23 protein-coding genes are annotated in these 24,426 nt (G+C 51.4%); 14 read left to right on the plus strand and 9 right to left on the minus strand.

Annotated elements, in window-relative coordinates:
- Positions 1-95 precede the first annotated feature (95 nt).
- The 5 genes from bioD to bioB are packed head-to-tail and all read right to left on the minus strand — an operon-like array spanning position 96 to position 4,578.
- A complete protein-coding gene (gene bioD, locus ABD892_RS21255) occupies positions 96-770 on the minus strand; it encodes a dethiobiotin synthase (protein WP_345198153.1) in 675 nt (224 codons plus the stop codon).
- A gap of 17 nt (positions 771-787) precedes the next feature.
- Complete coding sequence (gene bioC / locus ABD892_RS21260) at positions 788-1,600, minus strand: malonyl-ACP O-methyltransferase BioC (protein WP_345198154.1); 813 nt, start codon at positions 1,598-1,600, stop codon at positions 788-790.
- A complete protein-coding gene (locus tag ABD892_RS21265) occupies positions 1,597-2,340 on the minus strand; it encodes an alpha/beta fold hydrolase (RefSeq protein WP_345198156.1) in 744 nt (247 codons plus the stop codon). Before ABD892_RS21265 ends, bioC begins: the two co-directional genes overlap by 4 nt.
- The gene (gene bioF / locus ABD892_RS21270; RefSeq protein ID WP_345198157.1) at positions 2,337-3,515 is read right to left on the minus strand and encodes an 8-amino-7-oxononanoate synthase; all 1,179 of its coding nucleotides are present in this window, start codon (positions 3,513-3,515) and stop codon (positions 2,337-2,339) included. Before bioF ends, ABD892_RS21265 begins: the two co-directional genes overlap by 4 nt.
- Positions 3,516-3,519: 4 nt before the next feature.
- Complete coding sequence (gene bioB, locus ABD892_RS21275; protein ID WP_345198158.1) at positions 3,520-4,578, minus strand: biotin synthase BioB; 1,059 nt, start codon at positions 4,576-4,578, stop codon at positions 3,520-3,522.
- A 508-nt stretch (positions 4,579-5,086) separates the two neighbouring features.
- On the opposite strand from bioB, the gene ABD892_RS21280 reads away from it, so the two are divergent.
- From ABD892_RS21280 to ABD892_RS21295, 4 genes are all read left to right on the plus strand, one after another.
- The gene (locus tag ABD892_RS21280) at positions 5,087-5,533 is read left to right on the plus strand and encodes a ComF family protein (protein WP_345198160.1); all 447 of its coding nucleotides are present in this window, start codon (positions 5,087-5,089) and stop codon (positions 5,531-5,533) included.
- Between the two features lie 21 nt (positions 5,534-5,554).
- A complete protein-coding gene (locus tag ABD892_RS21285) occupies positions 5,555-7,951 on the plus strand; it encodes a ricin-type beta-trefoil lectin domain protein (protein WP_345198161.1) in 2,397 nt (798 codons plus the stop codon).
- A 125-nt stretch (positions 7,952-8,076) separates the two neighbouring features.
- Complete coding sequence (locus ABD892_RS21290; RefSeq protein WP_345198162.1) at positions 8,077-9,069, plus strand: serine/threonine protein kinase; 993 nt, start codon at positions 8,077-8,079, stop codon at positions 9,067-9,069.
- 73 nt (positions 9,070-9,142) lie between these two features.
- A complete protein-coding gene (locus ABD892_RS21295; RefSeq protein WP_345198163.1) occupies positions 9,143-9,589 on the plus strand; it encodes an avidin/streptavidin family protein in 447 nt (148 codons plus the stop codon).
- An 18-nt stretch (positions 9,590-9,607) separates the two neighbouring features.
- On the opposite strand, the gene ABD892_RS21300 is transcribed toward ABD892_RS21295, so the two are convergent.
- Positions 9,608-11,044, minus strand: a complete 1,437-nt coding sequence (locus tag ABD892_RS21300; protein ID WP_345198164.1) for an anion permease — start codon at positions 11,042-11,044, stop codon at positions 9,608-9,610.
- A gap of 357 nt (positions 11,045-11,401) precedes the next feature.
- Between ABD892_RS21300 and ABD892_RS21305 the strand changes: the two genes are divergently transcribed.
- The 10 genes from ABD892_RS21305 (at position 11,402) to dnaB (ending at position 20,954) form a co-directional block, all read left to right on the plus strand.
- On the plus strand, positions 11,402-12,196 hold the full coding sequence (locus ABD892_RS21305; protein WP_345198165.1) for a hypothetical protein: 795 nt from the start codon (positions 11,402-11,404) through the stop codon (positions 12,194-12,196).
- 323 nt (positions 12,197-12,519) lie between these two features.
- Entirely contained in the window at positions 12,520-13,950 is a 1,431-nt protein-coding gene (gene nhaC / locus ABD892_RS21310) for a Na+/H+ antiporter NhaC (protein ID WP_345198166.1), read from the plus strand.
- Positions 13,951-14,111: 161 nt separating this feature from the next.
- Positions 14,112-15,212 carry an extracellular solute-binding protein gene (locus tag ABD892_RS21315; protein ID WP_345198168.1) on the plus strand — a complete coding sequence of 367 codons (1,101 nt, stop codon included), beginning with the start codon at positions 14,112-14,114 and terminating at the stop codon, positions 15,210-15,212.
- 138 nt (positions 15,213-15,350) lie between these two features.
- A complete protein-coding gene (locus ABD892_RS21320; RefSeq protein ID WP_345198169.1) occupies positions 15,351-15,818 on the plus strand; it encodes a hypothetical protein in 468 nt (155 codons plus the stop codon).
- Positions 15,815-17,041 carry an EAL domain-containing response regulator gene (locus ABD892_RS21325; RefSeq protein ID WP_345198170.1) on the plus strand — a complete coding sequence of 409 codons (1,227 nt, stop codon included), beginning with the start codon at positions 15,815-15,817 and terminating at the stop codon, positions 17,039-17,041. The genes ABD892_RS21320 and ABD892_RS21325 overlap by 4 nt, the downstream gene beginning before the upstream one ends.
- A 243-nt stretch (positions 17,042-17,284) precedes the next feature.
- Positions 17,285-17,701, plus strand: a complete 417-nt coding sequence (gene rpsF, locus ABD892_RS21330) for a 30S ribosomal protein S6 (protein WP_345198171.1) — start codon at positions 17,285-17,287, stop codon at positions 17,699-17,701.
- Positions 17,702-17,767: 66 nt separating this feature from the next.
- Positions 17,768-17,992 carry a 30S ribosomal protein S18 gene (gene rpsR / locus ABD892_RS21335; protein WP_211825383.1) on the plus strand — a complete coding sequence of 75 codons (225 nt, stop codon included), beginning with the start codon at positions 17,768-17,770 and terminating at the stop codon, positions 17,990-17,992.
- Between the two features lie 50 nt (positions 17,993-18,042).
- Positions 18,043-18,906: a hypothetical protein gene (locus ABD892_RS21340; protein WP_345198172.1), complete on the plus strand. Its 864-nt coding sequence runs from the start codon at positions 18,043-18,045 to the stop codon at positions 18,904-18,906.
- A 48-nt stretch (positions 18,907-18,954) separates the two neighbouring features.
- The gene (gene rplI, locus ABD892_RS21345) at positions 18,955-19,401 is read left to right on the plus strand and encodes a 50S ribosomal protein L9 (RefSeq protein WP_345198173.1); all 447 of its coding nucleotides are present in this window, start codon (positions 18,955-18,957) and stop codon (positions 19,399-19,401) included.
- 155 nt (positions 19,402-19,556) lie between these two features.
- Positions 19,557-20,954, plus strand: a complete 1,398-nt coding sequence (dnaB, locus tag ABD892_RS21350) for a replicative DNA helicase (protein WP_345198174.1) — start codon at positions 19,557-19,559, stop codon at positions 20,952-20,954.
- 42 nt (positions 20,955-20,996) lie between these two features.
- Here dnaB and ABD892_RS21355 read toward each other — a convergent pair whose 3' ends face one another.
- From ABD892_RS21355 to ABD892_RS21365, 3 genes are all read right to left on the minus strand, one after another.
- Entirely contained in the window at positions 20,997-22,271 is a 1,275-nt protein-coding gene (locus tag ABD892_RS21355) for a bifunctional O-acetylhomoserine aminocarboxypropyltransferase/cysteine synthase (RefSeq protein WP_345198175.1), read from the minus strand.
- A 90-nt stretch (positions 22,272-22,361) separates the two neighbouring features.
- Positions 22,362-23,822, minus strand: a complete 1,461-nt coding sequence (locus tag ABD892_RS21360; protein ID WP_345198176.1) for a protein adenylyltransferase SelO — start codon at positions 23,820-23,822, stop codon at positions 22,362-22,364.
- A 41-nt stretch (positions 23,823-23,863) separates the two neighbouring features.
- Positions 23,864-24,412: a hypothetical protein gene (locus ABD892_RS21365; RefSeq protein ID WP_345198177.1), complete on the minus strand. Its 549-nt coding sequence runs from the start codon at positions 24,410-24,412 to the stop codon at positions 23,864-23,866.
- Positions 24,413-24,426 lie beyond the last annotated feature (14 nt).

Raw genomic sequence — 24,426 nt, forward strand, 5'->3', positions numbered from 1 at the left:
TTTTGCCTGAAGAGCACAGGGGACGCTCTCTTCATTCAATTTAGCCTTACTTCTTCAGATCGTTAAGCGGGAGTTAAGGTCCCTGATGCAAACAATCAGACGGGCAAATTCAGGTATTCTGCGGCAACAGCAGGGGTTGCGGTATCAAGATAAGGGACTTCTCCAAGGCAGGGAGCGCCGAGTTCACCTTCCAGAGTGAGGGTATTTTCCACCAGCCGAGCCATATCCGGCGTTACCGAATTGGCCACCCAACCGGCGATGGTCAGACCATCCCGTCGAATCGCTTCTGCCGTCAGCAGGGCATGGTTCAGACAACCCAGTTTCATGCCAACAACTAGGATAACCGGCAACTGCAGCATACGCGCCAGATCCGCCAGAGTTTCCCGGGGATTCAGCGGTACCCGCCAGCCACCAGCACCTTCCAGCAGAGTGAAATCCGCCCGTTTCATCAATACACCACGACAGATGCCAGCCAATCGATCAGCAGTAATCATACGGCCAGCGTCCTGCGCAGCAATATGTGGTGCTATAGGGGGAAGGAAAGCGACCGGGTTCACCTGTTCATAAGGCATCTCCATGGTCATCACCTGCTGCAGTGCCAGAGCATCACCATTTCGCAGCCCCTCGGGAGTCTCTTCGCAACCGGCGGATACTGGCTTTACTGCAGCTGTCGTCAATCCTTTCTGCCGTGCTTTTTCCAGCAGGCCACAACTCACCAGGGTTTTACCGGCATCCGTATCCGTTCCTGTGACAAAATACGCTTTAGGCATACAGCATCCTGTGTTAATCAACGAGGTTTGCGCAGCACGCCGTACACCACCTGATACGTCAGTGGCAGGCCTGCAGGCACACGTAATGTTTCATAAGCATCGCGGAAGGCCAGTAAACGACGTCGCGTCATCAATCCCTGCCGAGCCCCTTCCGTCACCGTATTCACACCTAGCGCCCGTAACTCTTTCAGCAATACGTTCACATCTGGGTAGTGCAATACTTCCGCCTGCTGTTTCAGGGAACCTGATTCAAAACCACTGGCTGCGACTTGCTGCGTCTGGACATCCAGGGTTTCGTAATGGTTGATGTGGCTGTAGCCGTCGACCTTGCGCCATGCCTGGGCCAGCTCCATCAGGCTGCCGCTTGCCAGTGAAGAAAAAACGAAATAACCACCCGGTTTCAGGATACGCTGCACTTCCTGCAAAACAGAGGTCAACGATTCACACCACTGGATTGCCAGGCTGGAAAACACCAGATCAAAACAATCACTCGCAAATGGCAAAGCTTCAATATCGCCGGCACACCATGAAAACGCGGGTTCCGATAACTGTCGTTGAGCATGCTGGAGCATGCCCATGGCCATATCCATACCGACAACCTGCGCCCCGGGATAGCGCTGCTGCAGTTCCACCGTCTGGCTTCCGGTTCCCGAACCAAGATCAAGAACGCGTTCCAACTCCAACACCGAAGGCAGACCAAGCATGGCCTTGCGAGCCACAATCCGTTGCAACGTTGCAGCACTGTCGTACGTTTTGGCAGCCCGGCTGAAATTCTCCGCTATTCGCTGCCGGTGTCGTGGGTAAAGAGCGCTTTCTTTGTATTGGATCATGCGTTCCCCCGCACCAGTTTATCGATATCGCTGACAATAATGTCAGGTGTTTCCAACCAGAAGGTATGTCCTCCTTCAACGGCTTTAATGATGTGTGTTGGATAACGTTCAGATAGCGCTCGGCTTAACGAGAACGGTACCAGCGCATCCTGCTCAGCAACCCAATGCGTTACCGGACAGGTCAAATCAGCAAGCTGCGAGCGTGTATCTGCCTCTCGGAGTAATGTCAGAAGTGACGACAATTGCTCAGCGTCAGGCTCCCAATCGACCAGAACCTTCCGAATAAATCTCACGGTTTCTCGTTGCTGTTCTCCCCCTTGAGAACAGAGCATTGCGAATTGCTTCAGTGTCTGAGAGCACGACACAGATACTCCATGCTCAAATTCAGCAAAAACAGTTTCAGGCATCCCATCCTGCCAATCGTCGCGTTGTACAAAGCAGGGATTGGATGTCAGTGTCAGTAGTCCCTTAACCTGATGGGGATACATAGCGGCAAACAAGGTGGCCAATTGTCCGCCCATTGACCAACCCACCAGAATTACTGAATCGCCACCCAGATAGTTGGATAATGCATCAATCATGGCTGGCCAACTGACAGTATCAACTATCATTCCCTGCTCGTTAAAACCCGGCAAAGAAACGACATTGACTGTATAACGGCCTGATAGCTTATCCACCAGCGGCTGCATCACCGCGGAAGGCATCCCCCAACCCGCGATCAAAACGATCCGCTGTTTCATACCTCCACCTCTGGTACTTTTCGAACAACCTCTTCCAAGGTCGTCAATAAGCGATCTACTTGTTCCGGAGTATGTGCTGCACTGAAGGTTACCCGTAAACGGGCACTACCCTGTGGTACCGTCGGCGGCCGGATGGCGGTGACCAGAATACCGTTATCCGCAAGCGCACGACTCATTTCTAATGCCCGGTCAGCCGAGCCGACATCAATCGGCTGTATGGGGGTAGACGATGGCATCAACCGAATACCGAGTGTTTCACACCCAGAGCGAAACCGTTGAATCAAAGTTGTCAGATGCTCACGTCGCCAGGATTCCTTACGCACGATATTGAGACTGACACGGGTAGCCTCAGCAATCGCTGGCGGCATGGCGGTGGTATAAATGTAGGTTCTGGCAAACTGTACCAGGGTTTCTATCAACGCCTCACTGCCCGCTACAAAAGCACCGGCTGTGCCAAAAGCTTTGCCCAGTGTGCCCATCAGCACAGGTAGATCATCCTGCGATAAATCAAAATAATCTGCACAACCACGACCTTCATTGCCAAGGCAACCAAAGCCGTGGGCATCATCTACCATCAACCAGGCATCATGGGAGCGAGCCAGTTTTGATAGTTCACGCAATGGCGCAATATCACCATCCATACTGAACACGCCGTCGGTTACCACCAGCTTCCGGTGTGCCGTTGAACGCATCAGGCGCTGCTCGAGATTTTCGCAGTCTGCGTGGAGATAACGCTGGAAACGCGCACCGGACAGTCGTCCAGCATCCAACAGGGAGGCGTGGTTCAGGCGATCCTGAAAAACAGCATCGCTAATACCCAGCAGTGCACTGATGACACCAAGGTTCGCCATATAGCCTGTTGAGAACAGCAGTACGCGCGAGCGCCCGGTGAATTCAGCCAATTCCTCTTCCAGCTGATGGTGCGCACGACTATGGCCGACTATTAAATGAGACGCGCCGCCCCCTACACCGTAGATATCAGTCGCTTTTTTAAACGCGTTGATAACGTCAGGGTGGTTCGCCAAGCCAAGGTAATCATTACTGCAGAAAGCCAGACAACACTGACCGTCTACCATTAACTCCGGCTCCTGTGGCCCGTCCACCAGCAGACGCTGCCGATACAACGACTGCTCACGGCGCTCCGCCAGCGCCGCATCCAGCGCAAAGGCTGTCATGGGCTTACGCCTGCGCTGCGTTGTAGAAGAATTCGCTATCTTGCTGAGCCTGAATCTGTTCCTGCAGTCGGACTTCCTGCTCCGCTTCAGACTGGCACTCTTCCCGTTCTTCTGGCTTGATGCCCAACCGTTTAAACAACTGCATGTCTTTCTGGGCTTCAGGGTTCGGCGTGGTCAGCAGTCTTTCACCATAGAAAATAGAGTTGGCACCGGCGAGGAAGGTCAGCGCCTGCATCTCTTCATTCATGTTCTCGCGGCCGGCAGACAAGCGAACATGGGACTTCGGCATCATGATCCGGGCAACGGCGATACAGCGAACAAAGTCGAATGGATCAATATCTTCCACATGATCCAGCGGCGTTCCCTCTACTTTGACCAGCATATTGATCGGCACACTTTCCGGATGCTCAGGCAGATTGGCCAGCTGAATCAGCAGGTTGGCACGGTCACGAATGGTTTCGCCCATGCCTACAATACCCCCGCTGCAGATTTTCATGCCGGCATCCCGAACATACGACAATGTTTTCAAACGGTCGGAATAGGTACGTGTAGTGATAATGCTGCCGTAGAACTCCGGCGAGGTATCCAGGTTGTGGTTGTAATAATCCAGACCGGCTTCAGCCAGCGCCTGCGTCTGCTCCTGAGTCAACTTACCCAAGGTCATGCAGGTTTCCAGCCCCAGCTGCTTGACGCCTTCCACCATCTTCAACACATAGGGGAAATCTTTCGCTGGCGGATTTTTCCAGGCCGCGCCCATGCAGAAACGGGTTGCACCGGCTTTCTTCGCCAGTTCCGCCTCTTCCAGCACCTTCTGAACCTGCATCAGCTTTTCCTTGTCCAGCCCGGTGTTGTAATGGCCACTTTGGGGACAATACTTGCAGTCTTCCGGACAGGCGCCCGTCTTGATGGATAACAGGGTGCTGACCTGAACCCGGTTCGGATCAAAGTACTGCCGGTGCACCTGCTGGGCGCGGAACATCAGATCACTGAAAGGAAGGGTGAAAAGTTGCTCGACTTCATCAAGGGTCCAGTCGCTGCGGACCAGGCTGTCGGTATTATTCATCGTGGCCTTCGGCTGTCGTCATTATCTGCTTCTGATGCCGTCCCGGTTCGAGCCGAAACCAGCGTTATGGTTCGCATTGTATGACGGCATGCGCCACTGTCAACCGACCCAGTACACCATAGGTTGACAGAAGGCTATTTATTAACCAGCAAAAATGTTCACGCTTTTCTGCAACTAGCCTGACTTTGTACCACACTGCTTGCTCATCATGGACGATATATGACCAACAATCTTAGCAAGAAATAACATGATCCAATCCCTGAAACACAAACTGCAATCATTGATTACATTGTCCTGTCTGTTATGCCGGGGTGCCTGCCAGTGGCCGGAAAGACTTTGCAAAGGCTGCAGGGACAGCCTGCCTCGTATCCAGCATGCCTGCACTCTCTGCAGTAATCCCTTACCTCACCCTGGTGATAGCCATTTATGCGGTATCTGCCAGAAACAAGGGCGATCATTTGACAGCTGTACGGCCGCTTTGCTTTATCAACCACCGGTATCCAACATATTGCAACAGCTGAAATATAACGCCGATCTGGCTTTCAGCCTTCCACTGACCAACTTGATGGCAGAAACTCTTCAGAAACATTATCGCTCTGAACCACTACCCGAAGTGATTCTGCCAGTACCACTGCACCGCGGCCGACTATTGAAACGTGGCTACAATCAATCAACCGTTTTAGCCCGACATATCAGCCGGCACATGAAAATTCCTATGGACCACAAATCACTGACCCGACAGCAGGCAACCCAGCCTCAATTGGATTTAACACCAACGCAACGTCGAAGGAATGTAAGGAATAGTTTTTCGTGTTCAGAAATTCATTATCGTCATATCGCTCTGTTTGATGACATTGTGACCACTGGCGCTACCGTTGATGAGTTAAGCCGCCTGCTGAAACAGCATGATGCCAAAACAGTTGATGTCTGGTGTATCGCCAGAACACCCACCTAAGAACGTACTGACAGATACTTTATGAAACCTTGCGACTCACTTCCTCATATGCATCACCTTGTTATCTGCTGGAAACTGGTAATACTTCTCATACTCTCATTAAACCTGTTTCTTTATAAATCATGTAATGCAACTATACATCCCGCGTTTACATTAATTAATGATCCCAGTGATTACGGCATCACACTTTCAAAACAAGCCATGTTTGGCGTCATCAATAAATATCAGGATCTTCTGAATGACCCATCCGGACTCACCTATATAAATACAACGAATACACTTTCTACTGATCAATTAGCCTATGCAAAAAGTGCTTTCCTGCATGGAAACCTTATTGTTCTCGACGCCTCAGAAAACAAAAAAAATGAGCAAGAAAGGATATGCGCCGATATAACGGGAATTTCGCTTTCAGGTGATATCATTTTCACTCGGAGAAACCGCCATGACATGCCTGAAATTAAATCAATCTCGTTTCCCCCCCCAAACAAAAGCCCTATAAGGCCAAAAGGGAGTAGCGACAATCCAGTAGAAAAAGTCATCCGGGCATCAACTGAAATACTGGATACATGGCTGGATCAAACAAATAAGGACAATCATCAACGATCCATCACCTGGCCTATGGATTGGCGCCCAGAGATTTCTATCCCTGTGGAGCTTCGCTATATTAACTTTCCCTGCTTAGTCGGCAGCGGACTTCAGGACAACATCATCCCAAAAACGTCATCATGGTCTGATAACCTGGCAGACGCCTGTGATAACAACGCCAGTGTTTCCCTCTTTTTCATCATTGACCTGATCCGTTCTATTGATCCCCCCAATAGCGCTACAGATAATTCAAAATACTTTCGTATTACCATGGATCCAGAATCAACAGGGGGTGCTGGCTGGTACCTGACTGATCGCCCTATACATAAGCACACCCGCTTTCTCAGTTGGACTGATCGAGATACCTGGTATGGCCCAATTGCAGATCACTACGCCATAGAGATCGCCTCTGATGATGATCAGGTTCGCCTATACAATACCATTCCACCCAATCGCCCCAGATGGTCAAAGATCCACTCAGTAACAAAACTTGCTATTGGAGTATTTACACATGTCACAGCAACTCAGATTCATGGTGATCAACAACAAACATTTCTTGATGATGACAGCAGCTCATCCGAAGACTCGGATGCCAGTGACTACAGCCATCCATCCTTAGACGCAGATGCCAGTGTGTACAGCAGCTCATCCGAAGACTCAGATGCCAGTGGCTACAGCAGCTCAACATCCATAGACTCAGATGCCAGTTATACACACATCCACGTTCTGGATAATAAAGGCCGTCCTATAGAAAAACTACTTGTAGAGACCACTGACGGTAGAGCCATTACCAGCCACCTCATAAGATTGGTTCTTGATCCTGACTGCAGCTATACCTATGACAGATATGGCAACTTGATGCACAAAGATGATTATTTTCAACGCTATTCGATCAATCCCAACGAATGGCGTGAACCTATCTATGCAGACATCCCATCACACTGGCGCATGCCAAGGAGTGCCATACAAATTGGAAACCACTATATCAGCGAGCGTTCTGTTACCTATAGAAATGAAGAATATGACGTGATTAACCTCTCCAAAAGCACACCAAAAGCCAGGGCATATTGGTTATGGAGTCGGCAATTTGATCAATACAGCCACTTATGGCGGACTCATACAGCAGCCCCTCTATGGAATAATGACTGGTTTTTTGATGATGTACACTTTTCACCTGCCGCCTATGCCCATTTCATTCCTGGATTTTCAGCAACATTTCAGACTTCTGCAGACAAAAACACACCATCTACTTTTACATTAACCGCCTCAGTCAAACCTGTCGCACTTGAGGGGCGTATTCGTTATCAGTTTCTTTTCCAAAACCATGATGATTGGCAACAAACAGGAACCACTCTTCATCTCAGGCAAAAAATCACTATTAACTGGGGCTCCACTATTTTCAGGCCTGAGTCGTATGCATCCCTGGAAACTGACAAGGCTGGTGCGCCATCAGGCCTATGCCTTAGCGCAGTAGACAATCAAAATCATAATGAGCACATGATCGGCCTTACTCCTTGCGTACTTTCCCAACAGCAAATCTGGGGAATGGACAATCAACAACGCTACCACTCTGCAGCACAGCCCGACCATTGCCTGACAAAAGATAATAATACGTTGTCATTACAGCCTTGCTCTCTCAACATCCATCAAAAATGGTTCTGGTCCAACCAACATATCATTCATTACTCAGGTGAATATCTGGCCATCTCTGAGGATAAAATTGTCACTACAAGCAACACTACTATCCCGCCCATATCCTGGCATGCTTTTAAAAGGTTACCCAACTCCCGCGACGTTATTGGCATTACACAGCAGCATTCATTCATGCACTAGCCATCTCTGTGCATCATTTATACAGGTACTACCATTTCATGACACTTGATAATCTGAAAAGACTGCAAGAAGACAGCCCCAAGGTTTAGACTTAGCACACCTTTATACAATCTCAGGATGTCCGAATGAGCAATGCTATGCAGAACCATCCCTACGACCCACTCACTCCCGATACGGTGCTGGATGCGGTCGAGTCTGCGGGCATGCTAACCGATGCACGAATACTGGCGCTGAACAGTTATGAAAACCGGGTGTACCAGGTGGGGTTGGAAGATGATGCGCCGGTTATTGCCAAGTTTTACCGTCCTGGCCGCTGGACCCGGCAGCAGATCGAGGAAGAGCACGACTTCACACTGGAACTGGCAGACAATGAACTGCCGGTTGTCGCCCCGATGAAGCTTGATAATGGTAAAACCCTGCACGAATACAATGGTTTCCTGTTTTCGCTGACGCCACGCCGTGGTGGCCACGCGCCGGAACTGGATAACCCCGACCATCTGTTTCAGCTCGGTCGCCTGATGGGCCGAATCCACAAGATCGGTGAAACCAAACCGTTTGCTCATCGACCCGGTATTACCCTGCAGCGTTTCGTCAAAGACAGCATTGCCTATCTGCTGGATAACCAGTTTATTCCGGAGTTACTGCTACCTGCCTATACCACATTGACCAATGACCTGGTTGATAAGCTTGAACGCATCAAGAATGAATACCACTACAATCTAATTCGCCTGCATGGTGACGCCCACTGCGGAAATATCCTCTGGCGTGATGAGTATTTCCACTTCGTCGATTTTGATGACTGCGTTAATGGCCCGGCGATTCAGGATCTCTGGATGTTTCTGTCCGGCGACCGTAGTAATCAAACGGCACAATTATCAGAACTAATGGACGGTTACGCGGAGTTCAACGATTTCAATCCGGTAGAACTGAATATGATTGAATATTTTCGCACCCTGCGCATCATCAACTACAGCGCCTGGCTCGCCAGACGTTGGGATGACCCTGCATTTCCTATGGCATTCCCTTGGTTCAATACCGAGCGCTACTGGGCCGACCACATCCTGGAACTTCGCGAGCAGCTCGCTGCATTGGATGAACCGGTACTCACACTTTACTAAACCGCTGCTGCCAGCGAGATAGCTCACAGGCATCTATGCTTAGTCACTTTGAACGATTCAGGTGTAACCATAGATGTCTGCTTATCGAACACTCATTCCAGCAACATTGCTCGCTTTTTGCCTCCATAGTCACGCCAGCGCACTCCACTCGGATAATGGTCAGGCGTTTCAAGGTGCCTGGAAAAATCAGCGTGGCTCAACGCTGGAGTTAGGCAACGTGAATTCTATCAGACCGGCCGGACAGGATATCATCGAAGGTGTTTTCCATGCCGCTGTGGTGGTAACCCCAGAGTGCGCTGATTACCCATTGCCGGTGCTGGCAACTTACAACGATAACGCCATTTCCATGATGATTAACTTTAAGCCCTGTGGTTCACCGTCTGTCTTATCTATCTCTGGCTACCTGACGGAAGACGGCACCCTTGAAACCCATTGGGTCGCCAGAAAGAAAGGCCATGACACAATCAGCGCCTGGTTCTTTAACCGGGATGTGTATACCCGCGTAACAAATACTGACTAACAGCATTGTAATAATGGGTCACTGCACCATGGCATTGACCCATGGAAAACCGATCAGCACCAGCGCTGCCAGAAACACAATAGCCATAATAAAGCCAAGCTTCCAGAACATACCTGCAGGAATAAAACCGGAACCATACCAGATGGGTCCCGGGCCCGTGGCATAGGGTGTAATGACGCCCATGAGTCCCAAAGTAAAACAGAGTAGCAGGCTAAGTTTCATTTCAGACAAGCCCGGAACAGCGATGGATAACTGAATAAACACTGGCAACAACGCGGTGACATGAGCCGTGATACTGGCAAAGAAATAGTGCAGGACAAAAAACAGAATAACCATCAGCATCATCACCAACTCCGGTGCATAGCCGGTTAACAAGACACCGGCTTTACTACTGAACCAAGCTAGAAACCCTGTCTGCCCAAGTCCGCCGGCCAGTGTAACCAGGGTGGCAAACCAGATCAGGACGTTCCATGCCTGCTTGTTACCGATAATGTCATCCCAGCTCACAACACCGCTCAACATCATCAGACACAAGACTAACAAACCGACCGTCGTGCTATTCATCAGGCTGCCGCCAAATATCCACAACAACAACGCCAATAGAGCCAGCAACGCCATCTTTTTCTCAGCACCACTGAGTGGACCAAGCGCAGACAGTTCCTTTCCCGCCCAATCCGGAATGCTTTCAGACAGTTTGATGGTTGGCGGACAGATGACATAGCTGATCAATGGAACCAGCAGAAAGAGAATAATGCCGACAGGCAAAAATCCGGTAAACCAGACCATCCAGCCGATCTCAGTACCAAGTAGCTTTTCCACAATCGACATGGCCAGCAGGTTAGGCGCCAACGCGGTCAGGAACATGGAACTGGTGACACACGTCGCGGCAAAACCGGTCCAACACAGGTAGCGCCCGATTTTTTCGGGTTCCTGCTCAGGTGTTGAACCGTAGATCGCAGGAATATTGTTAACGATAGGAAAAATGGTACCGCCACTACGTGCCGTGTTGGAAGGAATAAAAGGTGCCAGAACCAGATCAGCAAGCGCCACGGCATACCCCATCCCAAGACTCCTTCGCCCCAGCTTCTTGATCAGAAACAATGCGATGCGACGCCCAAGGCCGGATTTCTGATACCCCAACGCAAACATGAAGGCTACGAAGATCAGCCAGACCGTACTGTTTTTAAACCCCGACAGTCCCCAGTTAATCGCCGCTTTGGCCGTCACCTCAGCACCCGGCTCCACCGCAACCAACCGAAACACAACGGCGATCACAATACCAATCAGTCCCACCGCCGCTGCAGGCACCGGCTCCAATACCAGCGCCACCACTACACCAAGAAATAACGAAAAATAGGACCACGCATCGGAGGATAAGCCATCCGGCACCGGTATCAGCCACACGACGACGGCCACCAAAAGCGGCATGATTTTTTTTACCAGAGAAGCAGTCACGGTGTTACCTCATCAGCAAGCCTGAACACCTATCCCTGCATAAATACATCCCAGTAGCTTTCCCTATTGAGAATTGACTGCAAGTTTAGCCGTTATCACATAAGTCACCGTGATGAATCGTAGATAGATAGTTTCACTAACTAAAGAGTCAAAATCAGATACGTGCCCCAAAAAACCTCAAAAAAACAATCGAATGAGTTAAGGAAAAATGAACTTTTCAACTACTTCTTCGTCACACGTCTTAGTACAAGCAAATAACAGAAACTGATGGATATTAATCACAATAGTCTCCCAACCAGGTTCACCGTAACCGACTTCCAATCACCGTCTCCCTGGCTTACTGAACAGGTAAGCGAAGTGACTATTAGCCACGATAGCAATAATGCAAGTAATCCTGTGACCTATCATGGTATTCCGTTAACTGTGCTAAATAACCCGGCAAGCACTATTCCTTCAGGACAGACAGTACCGCATCAACCGAAAAAACAACGTCAGGTATCAATAGCAACCGTTTCTCAAAGAGAGGACATGACTCCCGCGAAGAAAAGTGCAAAAGGTATTTCTTTACTAACAGGAAAGCCTGCTGATCTACATAAACCGACAAGGGAAACCATTATCTATTTTATTCCCCGAAACAATGTCATTGAAATACCGTCCCAAGGTAGAACTGAGGTATTGAATGGCGCCACTTACGTGAAACAAGACAGTTCACACCAGATAATTAACCCCGGCGATGATCCAATGTCATGGTGCCATCAATTCAAGGATGGAGCAGGAAATGTTTTGGTCACACCAGAACTCAACAGCTATTTCATAGATCACGACAAAGAAGTGATTAAAATAGTCTATGACTATTTTGCTCAGAACATCACCAATTCACAGCACCAAAAAGACTACCTCAAAACCATGAGGGCGTTACTAAGAAAGTACACAAACAAAATAGCTGCGAACGAAAGTAGAAAAAGAAAAGCTGAAGCCATCCAAAAACAAGAAGATACGCTTGTTCACGCCAGAAATGCTTTAACAGAAGCCAGGACATTAACTGATGCACTTGAGTCTCAACTACTACCAGATTTCCTTCATAAAGATCATCCTATCCACAATACACTGTCACAATTAAAGGCAGTATTAGATAGCGTACCAGCAGACTAAGCCTATCAAGGAGGATGGACACTTAATTCAACACATTTTTAATTCAACTTTCTTTTTTTGATTTCGGCATCTAAACACTGAATTTAAATCATCCGACGACTATTTCCACTAAACAGGGATGAATTGACATCAATTTACAGTATCCAACACAACAACTACAGAATAACCACTACACAAGAACAAAAACAACCGTCTAATCCACTATTTTCATACGATCGTACCGAAGCAGATATGCAAGTTCCCCGAAGGGTTTTTGCCGGTTTCACACTGATAGACTTCCGCCAACCTCCCACACTCCATTTTATAAAGCCTGAGAGGACTGGATGCAGAAACACACAAGACTACCGACAATCACGCAGATTATTATTTGCCTTGCCGGCTTTCTTGGCCTGGCGTTTTCCTTTACCTCCCTGCTGAATCTCCCCATTCAGCTCGCTCTCTACATCGCCTGGTTTATCATCATGGCGCTGGGCATCTGGCTTGGCCATAACTACAAAGATCTCGAAGAGGCCGCCACCCAGGGAATTTCCAAAGGGATGGGCGCCATCCTGATTCTGATTGCCGTCGGCGCACTGGTCGGCACCTGGATTGCCGGCGGTATTGTGCCCGGGATCATTTACTACGGCCTGAAGATCATTCATCCCTCCATCTTCCTGCTGGCCACCCTGATCATCTGTTCCGTAACCGCACTGTCCACAGGGACTTCCTGGGGCGCAGCGGGTACCGCCGGTATTGCCATGATGGGTATCGGTGAAGGTCTGGGCATTCCGCTGCCGCTGGTTGCCGGCGCCGTCCTGTCCGGCGTTTACTTTGGTGACAAGCTGTCTCCGTTGTCTGACAGTGTGATCCTGGCCTCCAGTATGTCCGGCGTGGAAACCTTTGAGCATATCAAGGGCATGCTGCCAATCAGCCTGACCAGCTACATTCTCACCGCCATCATGTTCACCTTTGCCGGCATGCAGTATGGCGGCAACGTCGACATGGCGCAGGTTGAAACCGTCATGCTCGCCCTGGAACAGAGCTTTAACATCAGCCCCATGGCCTTTGTGCCAGTCGTGCTGGTTATCGCCTTGCTGGCGAACAAAAAGCCGTCTTTCCCGGTCATTAGTTTTGGCGCCGTACTGGGTGTGATCTGGGCCATCGCCTTCCAGCACAAAGACCTGATCTCTGCCGTGCAGAGCGCCTGGAGCCCGTTCAGCATCACGTCTGGTGTTGATTTCATTGACAACATCCTGAGCCGTGGCGGTATTGCTTCCATGCTGGGATCTGTTGCCGTGATCATCTTCGGCCTCGGCTTTGGCGGTCTGCTGGATCGTGTGGGCATCCTGCAGGTCATTGCGGACAAGATGAGCGCCTTCATCACCAACGCCAGCAACCTGACGGTGTCCACCCTGTTCACGGCATTCCTGGCCAACATCTTTGGCAGCGCCATGTATGTGTCGCTGATCCTGACCCCGAAGATTATGTCTAAAAACTACGACCGCCTGGGTCTGCATCGCAAAATGCTGTCCCGTAACGCGGAGTTTGGCGGCACGCTGACCAGCGGCATGGTGCCCTGGAGCGACAACGGTATCTTCATGGCCGGCGTACTGGGCGTCCCAACACTCGCCTACCTGCCGTACATGTGGCTGAGCTTTACCTGCATCATCCTGACCATTGTGTTCACCATGCTGGGTAAATTCATCAGCACAGCTTCAGAAGCCCCTGCAACCGTCAGCAATGACAGCTGTGCAGCACCCGCTGCAGCCAGCTAATCCCTCCCGACGGGCGCTCCAATGGAACGCCCGTCAGTTAATCTACGGATTGCACTATCCGTAAAACCCTCTATAAAGAGCGCCCATCCCGATCCAGGCCTGCACCCTGCACCTGGGTACCCGGTACTGTTAATTCAGCCTTACTCTGTAGCGAGGGCGCCATGAACTTTACCCGTCTCTTCAAGTCATGCCTGCTGGCGGTTGCCGTGCCGGTGTTATCGGCTTCCGCCAATACCAGCAATAACCTGTACATCTACAATTGGAGCGAATTCATTTCGCCTAATGCCGTACCTGAGTTCGAAAAGAAAACCGGCATTGATGCCGTTTACGATGTCTATGACAGTAATGAAGTCCTGGAAGCCAAGCTGCTGTCCGGGCACAGTGGCTACGACGTTGTTTTTCCATCCCACGACTTTCTGGCCCACCAGATCAAGGCTGGCGTCTATTCTCCGCTCGACAAATCCAAACTGGCCAACGTCAAGAATATCGATCCACAGACCATGAAACTGCTGGATTCCGTGGATCCGGGCAACCAGTACGCGATTCCCTACCTGGCCCAGACAACGGGTATTGGTTACAACCCTGAAAAGGTGAAGCAGTATCTGGGCAAAGATGCTCCAGTGGACAGCTGGGCGCTGATCTTTGAGCCTGAGAACATGAAAAAGCTCTCCCAGTGCGGCGTGGCGTTTCTGGATGCCCCCACCGAAGTGCTGCCCTCAGTCCTGAAATACATGGGCAAGGATCCCAACTCCCAAAACGCGAAGGACTACAAGCTGGCGGCGGAGAAACTGGCCAAAGTGGCACCTTATATCACTTACTTCCACTCCTCCAAGTACATCTCTGACCTGGCCAATGGCGATATCTGTGTGGCGCTTGGCTGGTCCGGCGACATGTTCATGGCCGATGAGCGCGCTCATGACGCCAAAAACGGCGTAAACGTCGCGTACAGCATTCCGAAGGAAGGTGCTGCCATTTCCTACGATGTCATGGCCATTCCTGCCGATGCCACCAACAAGGAGAACGCCTATCGCTTCATCAACTACATGATGGAGCCCAAGGTTATCGCCGGTGTCACCGACTACGTTTACTTTGCCAACCCGAACAAGGCCGCCACACCGCTGGTTGACGCCAAACTGCGGGATAACAAGGGCGTCTACCCACCCGCTGAAGTCGAACAGAACCTGTTCCTGTTCAAGCCCCTGCCCAACAAGGTCAAGCGCACCATCACCCGGGAATGGACCCGGTTGAAAACCGGTGCCTGAAGACTGGATTTGAATGGCCGATAGCCATTTAGGCGGAGCTGCCAGAGGAAGGCTGCTTCGCCATCTGTAGCCCATGGAAGGGCTGCAGGATCCAACCTGAACCACTGACCCCGTGGTTCACTGGCAGCAGGGATAGCCATGACAATCCAGAGGGATCTTAGGGATTTCAGCATTCTTGTCGTCGCAGAGCGGGAATTACTGCGGCGGATTCTGGTCTGCATGCTCAAGGGTGAGCGCTGTGCCCGTATACTGGCCGTGGAAAGCGCCCAGGGCGCCATTAATGCGCTGCACCGGGACCATTACCACCTCATGCTTTGCGACCAGGCCATACGCCCGGACGCAACAGACCTGCTCTACCTGATTCGTTCGGGAAAGGCTGGCTGTGTTCGTGATATTCCTGCCGTTTTATTGACACACCGGGACAAACCCGGCTTGCCTGATATGGCCAGTGTCCTGCAGGTGCATAGCTGCCTGACCCGCCCGGTCACCTCCGACCAGTTACGTGACGCCATTATTGATGCGGTTGAAGCCCCCGTCGCCCTGCGCGAGCCAGACGCCTATCGCGTGGTTATCGAGCCGCCGTCTTTTCTGGGAGGGGAGCGATGAACAACAACCCCTCCGAACTGATAGTAATGGTCGTTGAAAAGCATGACTTTCAACGGGCCATGGCCGTAAAGGTACTCGAGGATATCGGCTGCCAGCAGGTATTAAGTGCCAACAGTGGACAGGACTGCCTGGAAAAGATCGTCAACTACCCGGAGCCGGTCAATATTGTCTTTAGCCAGCTGGATATGACCCCCATGGACGGCATTGAGTTGCTCCGTCACCTGGGTGAGCAGCAGCTTTCAGAAGCGTTTGCCATTGTCGACTTCATTGACTTCGCCGTCCTTCGTACGCTGGAAGATATGGCAGAGCAACTTGGCCTGAATGTCCTTGGCAACATTGAACAGACGTTTAGCCGGGACTGTGCCGAAATGATCGTTGACCGGTACTTTGACTCTCATCGCAAAAAGCATCCGGACACCTATAGCAATACACTAACACGCCACGATATCATCGAGGGGCTGACAACCAATCAGTTCATGACCTGGTACCAGCCCAAAGTCTGGATCGAAACTGGCGAATGGTTTGCGGCTGAAGCGCTGTCACGCTGGGTACATCCTGACCACGGCATGATCTACCCGGACCAATATATTCCCGTCCTGGAAGAAATGGGCGTTATTGATAAACTGACCTGGCATCAGATCCACGTCATCGCCGAAGACCTGCACCGCTGGCTTAACCTGGGCAAGAAAATAGCCGTTTCCATCAACATCTCGCCCTCCATGCTCGATGATCGTTCACTGGCCGGCAAACTGGCCGAAGTCACGGATCACTACGGTATAGATCATGACCAGCTGATCCTTGAAATCACAGAATCCATGCTGATGGAAAACCTGGCCCACAGCCTGGAAACCATCGCCCGCATGAAACTGAAAGGTTTTACCCTTTCCATGGATGATTTCGGTACCGGTTACTCCAACCTTCACCAGCTGGAGCGAATGCCCTGCTCCGAGTTAAAGCTCGACAAATCCCTGGTGACTGGCGCCTACGAGAACCCAACCCGGAAAGTCATTCTGGAATCCAATATTCAAATGGCTCAAAAGCTCGGCATGAAGACAGTTGGTGAGGGCGTGGAAACCGCCGAAGACTGGTTCCTGCTGGAAGAACTCGGGTGCTCCATCGGTCAGGGTTACCTGATTGGCAAATCCATGCCGGCCAGCGACCTGTTCACCTGGGCCACTGACTGGAGTATCCGTTACAAACAAATGATGGACCAAAAAAGCTAATTCACAGGCTGTCAGGTTCGCCTTTCAGCCTTCATTTCCTTCCGTGTCCGCAAATGCCGAAACACAGCAAAAAACTGGTCAAACTTTAACCTTCCACTATTGCGTGACGCCCTGTCCTTCTCTAGAATGCGCGATTCTTCTATGAAGTCCGGAACTGGCGTTTAGCTGGTTCCAACTCCTTGCCTTACCGGAAGCGGGTTTGTCCTGGTTCCTGGAAGGCTGTTTAACCCGTAAGGAGCTACAATGCGTCATTACGAAATCGTATTTCTGGTACATCCGGACCAGAGTGAACAAGTACCTGCCATGATCGACCGTTACAAGAAGGTCATCGCTGAAGGCAACGGTACCATCCACCGCCTGGAAGACTGGGGCCGCCGTCAACTGGCTTACCCGATCAACAAGATCCACAAGGCTCACTACGTCATGCTGAACATCGAATGCGGCAACGACGTACTGGCTGAACTGGAAAACACCTTCCGTTTCAACGACGCCGTTCTCCGTAACATGGTTATCCGTCGTAACGAAGCGATCACCGAACAGTCCATCATGATGCAGCAGGAAGAGCGTCGTGACGACCGTCGTGAGCGCCGTGAAGACCGTCGTGAGCGTTCTGAAGAAGCTGTTGAAGCACCTGCAGCGTCTGAAGAGTCCGCAGAGTAATCCGTCGCGGATTATCACACCGTTACGAATAACGTTCTGAAAAGAACCATTTGAGGAGACGTCGTTATGGCACGTTACTTCCGCCGCCGGAAATTCTGCCGTTTTACCGCTGAAGGCGTACAGGAAATTGATTACAAGGACCTGAACACCCTGAAGGCGTATGTTACCGAAACCGGCAAGATTGTACCCAGCCGCATCACCGGTACCAAGGCTCGCTACCAGCGCCAGCTGGCCACTGCGATCAAGCGCGCGCGCTACATCGCGCTGCTGCCGTACACTGATCGCCACTAAGCGGGTTCATCGCCCGTTGTTCGGGCGGGTTTAATCCCATGGGGGGACGTATGCGCGCTTTAGCAGAACTGATCATGCGGGGACGGGCCGCTGCCATTGCCGTGGCAGTGATCGCCTGTGCTGTACCGATGATGTTCTGGATGAGTGCAGCAGCAGTAGCATTGGTAACCCTGCGTCGTGGCTGGCATGACGGTCTCCAGGTCTTTATCTGGGCACTGTTACCGGCCGGCGTCTGGGCCTGGATGGGGCAACCTTCCTCGTTGTTCTGCCTGGTAGGCACCATGGCCATGGCCTGCAGCCTGCGTCGTACGGCTTCATGGCCGGTGGCGTTAATGGCGCTGGTACCGGCCGGCGGCCTGATGGCGCTGGTCATCAGTGACTATTACGCACCACAGGTTGCCCATGCCATGGAGATCCTGCGGCAGCTGTATGGTCCGAACCTCGAGACACTGTTTCCCGAGGGTGCCAATCTCAGCCAGGAACAGATCCTGACACTGCTGGAAACCAGCTTTGTCCGGACAGCCAGCTTCATTATTGCCGGTGGCGCCGTACTGGCGTTGATTCTGGCCCGTGGCTGGCAGGCCATGCTCTATAATCCCGGCGGTTTCAGGACAGAGTTTCATCGCCTGCGCCTGACGCCGATGGTGACCGTTGTACTGCTGGGACTGTGGCTTCTGGCCATGTCCAGCACCAGCCTGGTCACCGCCGCGATACAGCCAGTCCTGCTGATGCCATTACTGGTCGCAGGTATTGCGCTGATGCATGGTCTCGCGGGGCTGCGTGGATTTGGCAAGGCCTGGCTGCTGCCATTTTATGTGCTGCTGCTCGCATTTTACCCTGTGGTTGTATTGCTAGCCTGCCTTGACAGCCTGTTGGACTTTCGGGGACGCCTCGAAAACAGGATGCAAGGTTAAATCGATGCACTGTTCAACAGGTTCAAGGTAGATTAAGAGGTAAGCGAGATGGAAGTTATTCTTCTGGAAAAAATCGCCAATCTGGGCGATCTGGGTACTCAGGTTAAGGTCAAGGCCGGTTACGGTCGTAACTACCTGATCCCTTTCGGTAAGGCTGTGCCTGCCACCAAGGCTAACATTGCTGATTTCGACGCACGTCGTGCAGAGCTGGAAAAGGCGGCTGCCGCCAAGCTGGTTGAAGCCGAGAAGCGTGCTGCCTCCCTGGCTGAAATCGAGCTGACCATCACTGCCAAGGCCGGTGATGAAGGCAAGCTGTTCGGTTCCATCGGCACCCGTGACCTGGCTGACGCCATCACTTCTGCCGGCGTTGAAGTGGCCAAGAGCGAAGTTCGTATGCCTACCGGTCCTATCCGTATGGTTGGTGAGTACGACATCGCTGTACAGCTGCACTCCGACGTAGCATCTAGCGTCAAGGTATTCATCGAAGCCGAGTAATCGTTTTCGATCACACCTGTGATGTGAAAAACGCCTGTGCCTGCACAGGCGTTTTTTTTTCGCCCCAGCCAATCTGATAACCTTTGTTGTTTTCCTGCCCTGCAAGGGTAGTATTAAGGTTTCTTTTCTTTTTTTGATCAGTCGACAACGTATCTATGTTGGAAGCAGCCCATCATCCCGAACTGCCCATTGACGAGGCCATGGCCAGCCTGAAGACCCCTCCGCATTCGATCGAGGCGGAACAGTCAGTACTGGGCGGTCTGATGCTGGACAACGATGCCTGGGATCATGTCGCAGAAAAAATCGGCGCAGTAGATTTTTATAATCCCGCACACAGAAAAATCTTCGAATGCATCGAGGAACTGGCCAAGCAGTCCAACCCGTTTGATCCGGTGACACTGGCCGGCGAACTGGAGCGCCGCAGCCTGCTAAGCGACTGTGGCGGAATACCCTACCTGACAGAACTGGTGGAAAGCATCCCCAGTGTTGCGAACATCCGTGCTTATGCCGGCATTGTCTACGAACGGGCTGTTTTGCGGCGTCTGATCAGCGCCTCACAGGAAATTGCCGATAACGCCTATAACCCGGAAGGACGCAACAGTGACGACCTGCTGGAGATGGCAGAACGGGCTATTTTCCAGATCGCTGAAGATCGCGCAAAAGAAGGTGGCCCGATCGACATGCGGGAGCTGTTGAAAAAAGCCATCGACAAGATTGATGAACTGTTCAACACCGGTGACGCCATTACCGGTATCACAACCGGCTTCACGGATCTCGATGAAATGACCTCGGGCCTACAACCGTCCGACATGATCGTTGTGGCGGCGCGTCCCTCCATGGGTAAAACCACCTTTGCCATGAACCTGGTAGAGAACGCCTTGATGGCAACGGACAAAGGTGTCGTTGTTTTCAGCCTGGAGATGCCTGCTGAACAGTTGATGATGCGTAGCCTTTCATCACTGGGACGCATCAACCAGGGAAAGGTGAGAACCGGGAAACTGGAAGAAGACGACTGGCCCCGTCTGTCGTCAGCCGTCGAGAGACTGAAAGATAAAAAACTGTTCATTGACGATACCGCCGGTATCAGCCCCCAGGAAATGCGTTCCCGGCTCCGACGTATTGTGCGCGAACACGGTGACCTGGCACTGATCATGGTGGATTACCTGCAGCTGATGCAGATCCCCGGATTCAGCGAAGGGCGAACCAACGAGATTTCTGAAATCTCCCGTTCCCTCAAGGCCATGGCCAAAGAGTTCAAGGTGCCGGTGATTGCCCTGTCCCAGCTTAACCGTTCATTGGAGCAGCGCCCCAACAAACGTCCGGTAAACTCCGACCTGCGGGAATCCGGTGCTATCGAGCAGGACGCCGACGTCATCATGTTTATCTATCGGGACGAAGTCTATAACCCGGATACGGAATACAAAGGTGTCGGCGAAATCATTATCGGTAAGCAGCGTAACGGCCCCATCGGCAGCGTACGACTGGCCTTTATCGGCCAGTACACCCGGTTTGAGAACCTCGCCCCGGGTGCTTACAGCGACTTCGATGAATAACAGCCTGCGCCACTGAACCGTGGCGCAGGTCAGTTCACAGTATCAGACTGATTCCGCCAGCGCCTGTTCCAGGTCCGCGAGAATATCATCAATATGTTCAATGCCGATGGACAGGCGCACCATGTCACGACTGACCCCAGCAGCAACCAGCTCATCGTCGTCCAGCTGACGATGCGTTGTAGAAGCCGGATGACAGGCCAGCGACTTGGCATCGCCGATATTGACCAGGCGTGTGACCAGCTGCAATGCATCAATAAATCGTGCTCCGGCAACCTGGCCACCCTTGATCCCGAAACTCAGAATGCCCGAAGGCTGCCCCTTCAGGTATTTCTGGCAGAGTTGATAGTCTGGGCTATCCGGAAGCCCCGCATAATTCACCCATTCCACCTGATTATGATCACGCAGGAATTCGGCGACTTTCAGTGCATTGTCACAATGACGCTCCATACGTAACGCCAGCGTTTCCAAACCCTGAAGAATCATGAAGGCATTCATGGGGGATATGGCAGCACCGGTATTACGCAACGGCACAACACGCGCACGTCCAATAAACGCGGCCGGGCCAAGCGCCTCAGTATAAACGACACCGTGATAAGAAGGATCAGGTTTGTTTAGCGCAGGAAAGCGATCCTTGTGATCAACCCACGGGAATTTACCGGAATCCACAATGACACCACCAATGGTTGTACCATGCCCGCCCATATACTTAGTGAGAGAATGGACGACAATATCCGCACCATGTTCGATGGGCCGCCATAACGCGGGTGATGCGACGGTGTTATCCACAATCAGTGGAACACCCTGCGCGTGAACCGCATTTGCCAGTGCTTCAATATCAACAATATTCCCCAGCGGATTACCGATACTTTCACAAAACACCGCCTTGGTGTTTGCATCAATTAAATCCACCAGCGCATCAATGTCATCATGCGGTGCGAAGCGCACTTCAATCCCTTGTTTGGGCAGTGTATGTGCAAACAGGTTGTAGGTACCACCATACAATTTGTTAATGCTGACAATGTTGTCGCCTGCTTCTGCGATCGTCTGGATGGCATAGGTAATCGCGGCCATGCCCGATGAAAGCACCAGCCCGGCTATACCGCCCTCCATCGCCGCCACACGCTGTTCCAGTACCGCTGTCGTCGGGTTAGTGATGCGGGTATAGATGTTGCCTTCAACCTTCAGATCAAACAGGTCAGCGCCATGCTGGGTATTGTCGAAGGCGTAAGAGGTTGTTTGATAAATGGGAACGGCAACAGCCTTGGTCGTAGGATCTGGTGAATATCCGGCGTGAATGGCTTGGGTTTCCAGCTTCATCGTTATTCTGCCCTGGTTTATTGTTGGGGGTTGTTGACCGGGAACGGGCAGCATACCCAAAAAAAACGCGGTAATGAATCAATGAAAGCGTCAGGAAGAACAGCTTACTTCCAGTGAAGCGCCCCAATCTGGCGGTAACCCCGCATACGCCTCCTGTTCAGGCCATTCTGCATAGGGATCACTGAGCAATGCCAACAGATTATCAACTTCACCATAGTCACCCGCTTCTGTCTGATCAATGGCGATCTGTGCCATGTAATTGCGCAATACATATTTAGGGTTCACCTGTTGCATTGCGCGTCGACGTTCAGAGACTGAGCCGCTCTCAGCAGATAAACGGACTCCATAGTCCTTACACCATCGATCAAAGGCATCACGATCAACAAACAGATCTCTCAGTAATGCGTTGTCACCATCCGGTTCATAATCACAGAGTCGCCGGAAGAACAGTGTGTAATCTGTTTTGCTTTTCTGCATCAGTGTGAACAGTTTATCAAAGAGACGACTGTCGTTTTTCTGCGATACAGCAAGCCCCGCCTTTTGACGAATCAGTAACGAATAGGTTTTAGCAAAAGCATCAGGATACTGCGCAAGAACCCCTTTAATGACATTCACATTATTGTTGAATAACGGCGACAATGCCTGACCAAGACAGGCGCAGTTCCAGTAACCGATATCGGGTTGCTGATTAAATGCATAACGCCCCTGGAAATCCGAATGGTTGCAGATGTGCCCTGCATCAAACGCTTCCATAAAGCCAAAGGGACCATAATCCAGTGTCAGTCCCAAAATGGACATATTGTCAGTATTCATAACACCGTGACAGAACCCGACGGCCTGCCATTGCGCAATCATCTCAGCAGTGCGCTTAACGACTTCATGGTAAAAACGTTCGTAACAATCAGCCTCATTGACAAATGCCGGAAAATGCTCGGCAATTACAAAATCAGCCAGCTGTTTCAGTTCTGCATGTTTGTTGCGGTAATAGAAGTATTCAAAGCTACCGAAGCGCACATGACTCTGGGCAACCCGGAGAATGGCCGCACCACGCTCCATCTTTTCCCGTTGAACCGGTGTGTCGCTGTCTACCAGACACAGGGCACGGGTCGTCGGAATACCCAGTCCATACATGGCTTCACTGCATAAGTACTCACGAATGGAAGAACGCAATACCGCCCGACCGTCACCTTGCCGGGAATACGGCGTATGACCAGAACCTTTCAGATGCAGATCCCACTTCTTACCCTGGTGATTTCTGACTTCACCGAGCAACAGCGTCCGACCATCTCCCAACCGTGGAACATAAACACCAAACTGATGGCCGGCATACACCATGGCCAGAGGATCGGCATCGGCTGGCACGTGCTGTCCTGCCGTTACAGCCTGAATGCCCGCTTGATCGTCCGGGTCAAGATCCAGCAAATCAGCAACCCGGGCATTCACGCTGACCAGACGCGGGTTCTCCAGCGCCTGTGGCGTCACTTTTGAATAGAAACAGTCCGGCAGTTGTGAGTAATGGTTTTCAAAGGTCAGGTGATCAAAGCAGGGCATGCCACATCCTGTACGTCGGCTTTTCCGAGCATAATACTTGGTTATTCTGCGTCCTGCATCCCGTCTTGCGCGACACGCCAGAGAATCTGCTCATAGTCACCGCCAAAATCCACCCTGCTGATATCAGCAATGCGGTAACTATCAACATCCTGCTCAAAGCGGGCATCCGGCGTGATACATTTCAGATAGAGTGAACCCTGGCTGGTGCTGACCACACGTCCAATCCAGCAGATATCAGGCTCCTGGGATTCCTGATGAATTGTCACCAGTGGGGAACTCTGGCTAATGGATTGCAATGCGCTTTCCATGGACGACATATTTACAATGCCCGGATGAACAGGCTGTTGCTCACGCAACTCAAGCGCTTTTTCAATAAACGCGTGGTGTGGCATGGGTTGTTCAATATCGGTGATATCCGACTGACGCAACAGCTGGTAGCCATCCAGGCTGATACGGTCGTTGATCAACTGTAGCAGTAACAGTTCCTGACTTTGTTCAATCACAAACCCATTGGACCAGGCGCCTTCGCCCTCAATGGACTCACGAAACACCCGTACCAACACATTCAAAGGCAATGGCTTGACTGACACAGCACTCTCCGGGA

It is taken from the genome of Kistimonas scapharcae (assembly GCF_039540975.1).
GTDB classification, from domain to species: Bacteria; Pseudomonadota; Gammaproteobacteria; order Pseudomonadales; family Endozoicomonadaceae; genus Kistimonas; species Kistimonas scapharcae.